This window comes from Clostridium sp. CAG:43, from assembly GCF_000434655.1.
GTDB classification, from domain to species: domain Bacteria; phylum Bacillota; class Clostridia; order Lachnospirales; family Lachnospiraceae; genus Otoolea; species Otoolea fessa.
Map to the genome: position 1 here is coordinate 35704 of NZ_FR895096.1, position 8840 is coordinate 44543.

Below are 8840 nucleotides of genomic sequence, written 5' to 3' on the forward strand. Positions count from 1 at the left end.
GAAGTATTGGCAGCCGGATCCCCTTCCTGTATCTGCGCGTCCGCCAGTGCAAAAGCCGGTGCTTCCGATTTCGGAATCTCAATTTCATACAGTCCGACCATTCCATCCAGAACCGCGCCGTAAGCCTCACGATAATAGGCAAAAGAGGACATATTTTTCGTCAATTCTTCCACTGTAACGCCATTTTGGAGCTGTTCGGCAGCTTCCGTCATATCGGACGCCTGATAATGTGAAAAATCGCCCCCGTAGCGCGCCCCCAGGTAGGCGAGCAGATCGACCCAGTTCAGATGGAGATCCTGCTGGCAGGTATCGACATCATAGCGGAACGCCTGTGTCATGGCGTCGGCGGTCACATCGAAATCCACCCAGCGGATAAAATGTTCCGACGCATTCCCGACCGTGACCTGACGGCTGTTCGGACGCTGGAAGGACCAGCTGACAAAGAGCGCCGCAATGGCGCAGATTTCCAGTGCAATGATAACAGAACTTCGTTTCAAGACAGATCCCTCCTGTGCGATAGTATTTAAATGCGAAGCCACGGCAAATTCCGTTACTGGGCACGTATGCGTGAACAATAACATTTTTGCAATCTGATAAGATTGTATGAGAGGATGGGAGAAAGTATGAGTCCATCTTTGGAAAAATATGAGAAAAAGCGTTTGAGGCGAGGAAAAAGGATGGGCTGATTCAGGCAAACAGATTATATCAGAGAGAAAAGTGATAGAAAAAATAGAAGAAAACAATAGATGATTCGCAGAGAGATAAAAAAGAGAGTAAATCATATGCACAAGGAGGTACATGAAATGGAAAAGAAGGAAGAAACGAAACAGCCGTCCGGCTCATTCTCAGAAGTCTGGGACAAGCGCGGACAGGAGACGGATGCAGCCAATGATTTCCGGAAGAAAATCGAGATGGAGATCACCGAGGCGCGCCCGGGCTATGCAGTTGGAGAGATTGTATTGAAACCGTGGCATATGAATATCTTAGGTATCGTGCACGGCGGCGTTCTGTATTCATTGGCGGATACCGTGGGTGGCACCGCAGCGATGACCGGGCGCGACTACGCAGTCCCGACCGTGGATGGCACGATCCATTATCTGAAAGCTGGAAAAAACACATCCAAAATCATCGCCCGGGCGCAGGAAATACAGAATGGTTATGCATTTTCGGTGTGCGAATGCAAGATTTATGATGATAAGGAGACGCTGCTGGCATCGGCGACGATGACGTATTATCATTTGAGGAAGAGGTAGAGCTGCAGGATACAATCACAGCTCTATCACACTCCCATCCTCCGGTACCAGCAGATCCCCATGATAATAGGCTTCCCCTTCAGCGCGGTACAAAGCAGCGCGTTCCGGATAAGTCTTATCTTCAGTGTGCCACAGAATCAAATGCCGCGTACAGAGGCGTTCGGCGAGTTCGCAGGCATCTTTGACGGTGCTGTGGTGTTTTTCATAAGGGGAGAAGATTTCCCGGTCACGGTAGAGGCAGAAGGCTTCGTGGAAGAGCCAGTCGGCGCCTCTGGCAAATTCTTCGCAGAGCGGGTTCAGCGGCTCGTCGCCCGGGCAGCAGACGATCTTGCCGTCCGGCAGCACGGCGCGGAAGCCGAACTGGCGCGCCTTGGTCGAATGAATGTCAAAGAAGGTGACTTCCATATCGAGAATTTGCCGGGTTTCGCGGTCAGAAACCGGGATGAGTTGGATCGGATCGCCGATCAGGTCGCAGAATTTCTTTTGGAGTGTCAGGCGGCAGAAGGTCTGAATCGTGTCGATTAGCCCGTTGTGGCAGTAAATATGAAAAATTCCCTCATAATTTCCCTTTTTGATGGCAGTGCCAATCATCCGGATCATCCAGATCACGCCGAGAATGTGGTCGGTGTGTTCGTGTGTCACGAAGAGATGATGGATGCGGTTTAATGGAACCTGCATTTCTTCCAGAATCCGCAGGATGCCATTGCCGCCGCCGGCGTCTGTCATGAAATATTCCTCGCCGGAGCGGATGGCGAAGCAGGTATTATAATAACGTGTCATCGTGGCGTTTCCGGTGCCAAACACGTAGAGAGTGTGTGGTTGCGTCATGAGTATTCCTCCTGTGTTTATGTATATTGTAAAAGAATGTAATTACAGTGATTGAGTTATGTAAACTACACTGCTGTATAAAATATTATGTAAATTAAACGGCTATTCATGTATTATGCAAATAATAGAAATGAGCAGATTGCATGAACAAACGGGTAAAAATATATTTTGACCCTGATCTGAATCTATGCTACTATAAATCTATCAAAAAGGCAAATGCAATGTAGATAATGTGCTGTTTACCCAAAGCGAGCGCGACGATAACGAGTCACGACAATATCCGGGCAGACAGCGCAGTTTGGGAGCTGATAACATGAGGGATTTAGCATATTTGAAGCTGCTTTCGCGGGAGTATCCGAATATCCGGGCGGCGGCGAGTGATATTATTAATTTACAGGCAATCTGTGGACTTCCGAAGGGCACGGAATATTTTTTCAGTGACCTGCACGGTGAGCATGAGGCGTTTATTTATCTGCTCCGCAGTTCGTCGGGTATTATCCGGGAGAAGATCCGCGAGACATTTGGACATATTATTTCGGAGGAGGACGAGGTACGGCTGGCGAACCTTATCTATTATCCGGAAAAAATGATCAATCAGATCAAACAGGCGAACGAATACACGGAGGACTGGCAGAAGACGGCGGTGTACCGTCTGGTGCAGATCTGCCGGGAGGTTTCGTCGAAATACACTCGTTCCAAGGTGAGAAAAAAGATGCCGAAGGAATTTTCGGGTGTGATCGATGAGCTTTTATATGTCGATAATACCGATGACAATAAGACGGAGTATTACAGCGAACTCATCAATACCCTGATTGACGTCCGGGTGGCGGACAGCTTTATTGTCGTGATCTGCAGCCTGATTCGGAGTCTGACGATCGATAATCTTCATATCCTGGGCGATATATTTGACCGTGGTCCGAGACCAGATATCATTCTGGAGGAACTGATGCATTTCCATGATGTGGATATCCAGTGGGGCAATCATGATATTTCGTGGATGGGCGCGGCGACGGGCAACCGGGCGTGTATCTGCAATGTTTTGCGTATGGCGCTCGGTTACAATGGATTTGATGTATTGGAGGACGGCTACGGAATTAACCTGCGCCCGCTGTCGATGTTTGCGGAGCGCGTGTACCGGGACGATCCGTGTACCTGTTTTCTGCCGCAGATTCTTGACAAAAATATTTACGACGCAGTGGATCCGAAGCTGGCGGCGAAGATGCACAAGGCGATTGCGGTGTTACAGTATAAGGAAGAGGGGCAGATCATCAAGCGCCATCCGGAGTACGGGATGGAAGAGCGAATACTTCTGTCAGCGATTCGTTATGACCGCGGCACGGTCACGATCGATGGAAAAGAGTATCCGATGCGCGACATGAATTTCCCGACGGTGGATCCGGCGGATCCGCTGCGGCTGACGGACGAAGAGGAAGAGCTGCTTCACACGCTGGAGCTGTCGTTCCGCCACAATGCGCGGCTGCATGAGCATGTCCGTTTCCTATATTCCAACGGAAGCATGTATAAATGCTGCAATTCCAACCTGCTCTATCACGGCTGTATCCCGATGACGGAGAATCGGGAATTTGACGGTCTGATGGTGGGCGGCAAGATGTACCGCGGTAAGGAATTGATGGATTTTATTGACACACAGGTTAAAAATGCCTATTTTCTTCCAGAGGACGCGCCGGAGAAGGAGGCGTGCCGCGATTTTATGTGGTATCTGTGGAATGGTGCGAAATCGCCGGTATTTGGAAAGGACAAAAACCGCAGCTTTGAGCATTATTTCATCGAGGATCCGGAAGTGATGAGAGAGACGATGAACCCGTATTACCAGCTCAGTGAGGAAGAAGAGACCTGCGATATGATTTTGAAGGAATTTGGACTTCCGACGAAGGGATCGCATATCATCAACGGGCATATGCCGGTGAAGATTAAGAGTGGAGAGACACCGATCCGGGCTGGCGGCAAGCTCTTCATCATTGACGGCGGGCTGTCGAAAGCCTACCAGGAGCGGACGGGAATCGCCGGATATACGTTGATTTTCAATTCGCACCATCTCGCGCTTGCGGAACACAAGCCATTTGACCCGGAGCGCGAGCGGACGCCGAAGGTATATATTGTGGAGAAAATGCAGAAGCGCATCACAGTGGCGGATACCGACGAGGGCAAGGAGCTGGCGGGCCGCATCGAGGATCTGAAAGAGCTCTTGAAAGCGTACCGGAGCGGACTTTTGAAAGAGCGCGTGCGCTGAGGCAGTTGAAAGGGACGGGAACTGGAAGCTTGTTTCTTTCGGCTGGGTGAAACGGGAGAAACGGGACGGTTTGAGGAATAAGGAGACAAGATGAGAAAGACAGAGTTTTTACAGGAGCTTCGGGAGGCGCTGGACGGAGAGGTTTCGGCTTCAGTCATCCAGAGCAACATAAGCTATTACGATCAGTATATCCGCCAGGAGGCGGCGAAAGGGCGCAGGGAGGAAGAAGTGATCGAGGAGATCGGCAGCCCACGCCTGATTGCGAAAACCATTATCGACAGCAGCGAGGGCGCCGGGGAGACCGGCCAGGGCGGTTCGTACACTTCGGGAGAGGCTGCCGGGAGCGGGCGCACAGCGTCCTCGCGCACAGCGTCCTCCTACAACGGCGGTTTTTCGGAGCGGGACGACAGCGGTCTGCCGCCGAACTTCCATTACATTGATTTGAACAAATGGTACTGGAAGGTAATTCTCAGCGTGGTGGTTATCGCGATCTTATTTGTGCTGTTTGCACTGGTCGGAGGTATTTTCACCATCCTGATTCATCTGGCGGGACCGATTCTTCTGATTTGGCTGATCTATACATTTATTAAGAGTATTTGGAAATAGAAAAGAACCCCTGCCGCCGGCTGTGAGGGATGACCGGAGCGGGGGTTCTTTTCTTTTTTTCTCGCAAACATATGGAGGTTTATTGAGTTGAAAAATGTTGTATTATGGAACATTTCAGAGGGAGTTTCCATAATACAAAAAAAGCACTTGTCATGCCGTCTTTGGCAAACAAATGCTTTTTAGCTGGGCTACAAGGATTCGAACCTTGAAAATGACGGAGTCAGAGTCCGTTGCCTTACCATTTGGCGATAGCCCAATGAATTGAACGATTTGTATTATACTGTAAGGAAACAGATTCGTCAACTACTTTTTTCGCTTTTTTGATAATTTTTTTTGTTTGGGCGGCTGCTGTGGCAGAAACCGCGCCATGCGTCCGGCAAATTCTGCAATATTCTGGGTCTGTAAGTAGACAACGTGGTTCGAATCGGATATAATGAGTTTCATGACAGAATGTTAAGGCAGTATAGGACGAAACGGCAGATGGCGGATGCGCGGAGATGGTGCGGGGAGCCGGAAGCCGGAAAGGAAAAGAGAGCGATATGTATACATTTGACAGCCGGGTCCGGTACAGTGAGACGGATGAAGAGGGAAATCTTTCAGTGGTGGGAATCATGAATTATCTTCAGGATTGTTCGACGTTCCAGTCGGAGGATCTGAAACTTGGGATTTCCTATCTGAATGAGGAAAAACGGGCGTGGTGGCTGAGCGGATGGCAGATAGAGATTCTCAGACAGCCGCATTTTGGCGAGCGGATCCGTATTTCGACCTGGCCGTATGGGTTTAAGGGAATCTATGGCTACCGGAATTTCACGATCGAGGATGAGATGGGAAACCCGCTGGTGCGGGCGGATTCGACCTGGTTTTACTACGATCTGGAAAAAGGATGCCCGGTGCGGGTGCCGGAAAGCCAGTTGGAGGGCTACCAGATTGAAGATAAACCTCTTGCAATGCCGCCAGCGCCGAAGAAAATCCGCCTGCCTGAGACGTATGAGACGGCGGCGCCGGTCACGGTGGAACGCCATCATCTCGATACGAACCGGCACGTGAACAATGCACAGTATGTGGCGATTGCGCGTGAATTGCTGCCTGTGGACTTTGCACTTGGAGAACTGCGGGTGGAGTACCGGAAGGCGGCAGTGCTTGGGGATGTGATGTACCCGAAGCTGGCACAGGTGCCGGAAGGATACGTGGTATCGCTGCAGGATGCGGAAGGTCAGGTGTATGCGAATTTGTGGCTGGCAAGGACTGGTTTGTAAAGAGTTTGTATGTAGCAGTGAAGAAACTGAATCATTGCAGCCGAAGAAAGATTCGGCGTGGATTGTCTGCCAGTGAATGAAAAATGCAACCGTTAAATAAAAAAGATATCGGCAGAAAAGAGAGGACGAATGACATGATTGAACTGGGAAGAGTACAGGAACTGATGGTAGTGCGGGAGAAAAACTTCGGCGTGTATCTGGGACAGAAGAAAGATGACGCGGCGGCGGTCCTGCTTCCGAAAAAACAGGTGCCGGAGGGCACAAAAGTGGGCGATAAGCTCAAGGTATTTATTTATAAAGATTCCGAGGACCGCCTGATTGCGACGACCTCGATGCCGAAGCTGGAACTGGGCGGGACGGCGGTTTTGAAGGTCAAGGATGTATCGAAGATCGGCGCCTTTCTCGATATGGGGCTGGAAAAAGATCTGCTGCTCCCGTTTAAAGAGCAGGTATATCCGGTTCGCGCCGGGGAAGAGTGCCTGGTAGCGCTGTATATCGATAAGAGCGGTCGTCTGGCGGCGACGATGAAGGTATATTCGTATCTTTGCAGCGATGCGCCGTACAAGAAGGACGAGTGGACCGAGGGACGCGTCTATGAGATCAATGAAAATCTGGGCGTGTTCGTGGCAGTGGCAGACCGCTATTTCGGTTTGATTCCGAACCGTGAGCTGTATGGAAAATGCCGTCTGGGCGAAGTTTTAAAGGTACGTGTGACGAAGGTGCGCGAGGATGGAAAAATGGATTTGAGCCTGCGCGAGGTGGCGTACCGTCAGATGAATGCGGATGCAGAGGCGGTGCTGGCACGTCTGAAAGAAAAAAACGGCGTTCTGCCGTTCAATGACCGCGTGGAGCCGGAGATTATCCGCCGCGAATTTAATCTAAGCAAAAACGCGTTCAAGCGTGCGGTTGGACACCTTTTAAAAGAAGGAAAAGTAGAAGTAAACGAAGATTCTATCCGTTTAAAATAAAAGACAAAGGAGAGATTTGACATGAAGAAAGTAATCAGCACAACCAATGCACCGGCAGCGATCGGCCCGTATTCCCAGGCAATCGAGGTAAATGGAATGGTATTTGCATCCGGTCAGATTCCGGTCAATCCGGCAACCGGCGAGATCCCGGAGGGAATCGAGGCTCAGGCAGAGCAGGTTTTAAACAATGTAAAGAATCTTCTGGCGGCAGCAGGTGCTTCCATGGAGCAGGTTGTAAAGACCACCGTATTTATCCAGAACATGGATGATTTCGGAAAAGTAAATGAAATCTATGCGAAATATTTCGAGGGCGCATGCCCGGCACGTTCCTGCGTCGAGGTATCTAAACTTCCGAAGGGCGTCCTGATGGAGATGGAAGCGATCGCAGCAAAATAAGAATGAATCGCATATTTGGAAAATTTCGCCGGAAAAACAAGTTCCAGTCTGTGAAAATCCCGGCGTGTGAGGGCAAAATGACGAAAAAATTCACTTTTTTTCGTCCGCCCTCTTTTTTTTTTCGTCACTTTGCTTTAAAATAAAGGGAAAGATCCGTCCAAGATTCAGATGGGGAACAGTTATGGTCCACAGGCACAGATTGCCGGAGGGGTAACAAACGGGTTTGGGGAATGACAGGTTGAAAGACCCGGAAACACAGCTGGACGGAGGATAAAAGAAAAGGAGAGAGGAATATGATTTCGAACCAGATACTCCAGACAAACATTGAGGGGTTAAAAGGAATTACGCGTGTCGATCTCTGTATCTGTGATACGGAAGGCAAGGTGCTGGCATCCACATTTACTGGCGCTGAGGAATATGAGAGTGCAATTCTGGCTTTCGTAGACTCTCCGGCGGACAGCCAGGTGATACAGGGATATCAGTTTTTCAAGGTGTTTGACGATCACCAGTTAGAATATATACTTCTTGCCAAGGGCGGAAGCGACGACGTATACATGGTCGGCAAGATGGCGGCATTTCAGGTTCAGAACCTGCTGGTAGCTTATAAGGAGCGCTTTGACAAGGACAATTTTATCAAGAACCTGCTGCTTGACAACCTGCTTCTGGTTGACATTTATAACCGTGCGAAGAAGCTGCACATCGAGACGAACGTCAAGCGGATCGTATTTATCATCGAGACGCAGCATGAGAAGGATGTGAATGCACTTGAGACCGTCCGCAGCCTGTTCTCGACCAAGACGAAGGATTTTATCACGGCAGTGGATGAGAAGAACATTATTCTAGTCAAGGAAGTGAAGCCGGGCGAGACGTACGACGATCTGGAAAAGACAGCCACATCGATCGTAGATATGCTCAATACCGAGTCCCTGACACGTGTCAGCGTGGCATTCGGTACGATCGTCAACGAGATCAAGGACGTATCGCGTTCTTATAAAGAGGCGAAGATGGCGCTGGATGTAGGAAAGATTTTCTACAGCAGCAAAAATGTGGTCGCATACAGCAAGCTGGGAATCGGACGTCTGATCTATCAGCTGCCGCTGCCGCTGTGCCGGATGTTTATCAAGGAAATTTTTGATGGCAAATCGCCGGATGAGTTTGATGAGGAGACTCTTACGACAATCAACAAGTTCTTCGAGAACAGCCTGAACGTATCAGAGACTTCCCGACAGCTTTACATCCACCGCAATACACTGGTATACCGTCTGGATAAGCTCCAGAAGAG

Annotated in this window: 8 protein-coding genes, 1 tRNA gene and 1 pseudogene; 7 read left to right on the forward strand and 3 right to left on the reverse strand. The window is 49.8% G+C overall.

Annotation, left to right across the window (positions count from 1 at the left end):
* A pseudogene (locus QVO97_RS08305) lies at positions 1 to 497 on the reverse strand (M23 family peptidase); the annotation flags it as partial.
* Positions 498 to 803: 306 nt separating this feature from the next.
* On the opposite strand from QVO97_RS08305, the gene QVO97_RS08310 reads away from it, so the two are divergent.
* Positions 804 to 1253 (forward strand): PaaI family thioesterase, encoded by a 450-nt coding sequence (locus QVO97_RS08310; protein WP_022359877.1) that lies wholly within the window; start codon positions 804 to 806, stop codon positions 1251 to 1253.
* 15 nt (positions 1254 to 1268) lie between these two features.
* On the opposite strand, the gene QVO97_RS08315 is transcribed toward QVO97_RS08310, so the two are convergent.
* Complete coding sequence (locus QVO97_RS08315) at positions 1269 to 2081, reverse strand: MBL fold metallo-hydrolase (protein WP_022359878.1); 813 nt, start codon at positions 2079 to 2081, stop codon at positions 1269 to 1271.
* Between the two features lie 313 nt (positions 2082 to 2394).
* Here QVO97_RS08315 and QVO97_RS08320 point away from each other — a divergent pair, with 313 nt between their 5' ends.
* The gene (locus QVO97_RS08320; protein ID WP_022359879.1) at positions 2395 to 4332 is read left to right on the forward strand and encodes a fructose-bisphosphatase class III; all 1938 of its coding nucleotides are present in this window, start codon (positions 2395 to 2397) and stop codon (positions 4330 to 4332) included.
* Between the two features lie 90 nt (positions 4333 to 4422).
* Entirely contained in the window at positions 4423 to 4938 is a 516-nt protein-coding gene (locus QVO97_RS08325; RefSeq protein ID WP_022359880.1) for an HAAS signaling domain-containing protein, read from the forward strand.
* A gap of 183 nt (positions 4939 to 5121) precedes the next feature.
* On the opposite strand, the gene QVO97_RS08330 is transcribed toward QVO97_RS08325, so the two are convergent.
* A tRNA-Gln gene (locus QVO97_RS08330) sits at positions 5122 to 5194 on the reverse strand.
* 241 nt (positions 5195 to 5435) lie between these two features.
* Here QVO97_RS08330 and QVO97_RS08335 point away from each other — a divergent pair.
* The 4 genes from QVO97_RS08335 to QVO97_RS08350 all read left to right on the forward strand — a co-directional run.
* Positions 5436 to 6194 (forward strand): acyl-[acyl-carrier-protein] thioesterase, encoded by a 759-nt coding sequence (locus tag QVO97_RS08335; protein WP_022359881.1) that lies wholly within the window; start codon positions 5436 to 5438, stop codon positions 6192 to 6194.
* Positions 6195 to 6328: 134 nt separating this feature from the next.
* Positions 6329 to 7162, forward strand: coding sequence for a CvfB family protein (locus tag QVO97_RS08340; RefSeq protein WP_022359882.1), 834 nt, complete (start codon positions 6329 to 6331; stop codon positions 7160 to 7162).
* A 21-nt stretch (positions 7163 to 7183) separates the two neighbouring features.
* On the forward strand, positions 7184 to 7558 hold the full coding sequence (locus tag QVO97_RS08345; protein ID WP_022359883.1) for a RidA family protein: 375 nt from the start codon (positions 7184 to 7186) through the stop codon (positions 7556 to 7558).
* Between the two features lie 293 nt (positions 7559 to 7851).
* The coding region (locus tag QVO97_RS08350) for a PucR family transcriptional regulator (protein ID WP_288189411.1) at positions 7852 to 8840 on the forward strand (989 nt) is incomplete at its 3' end.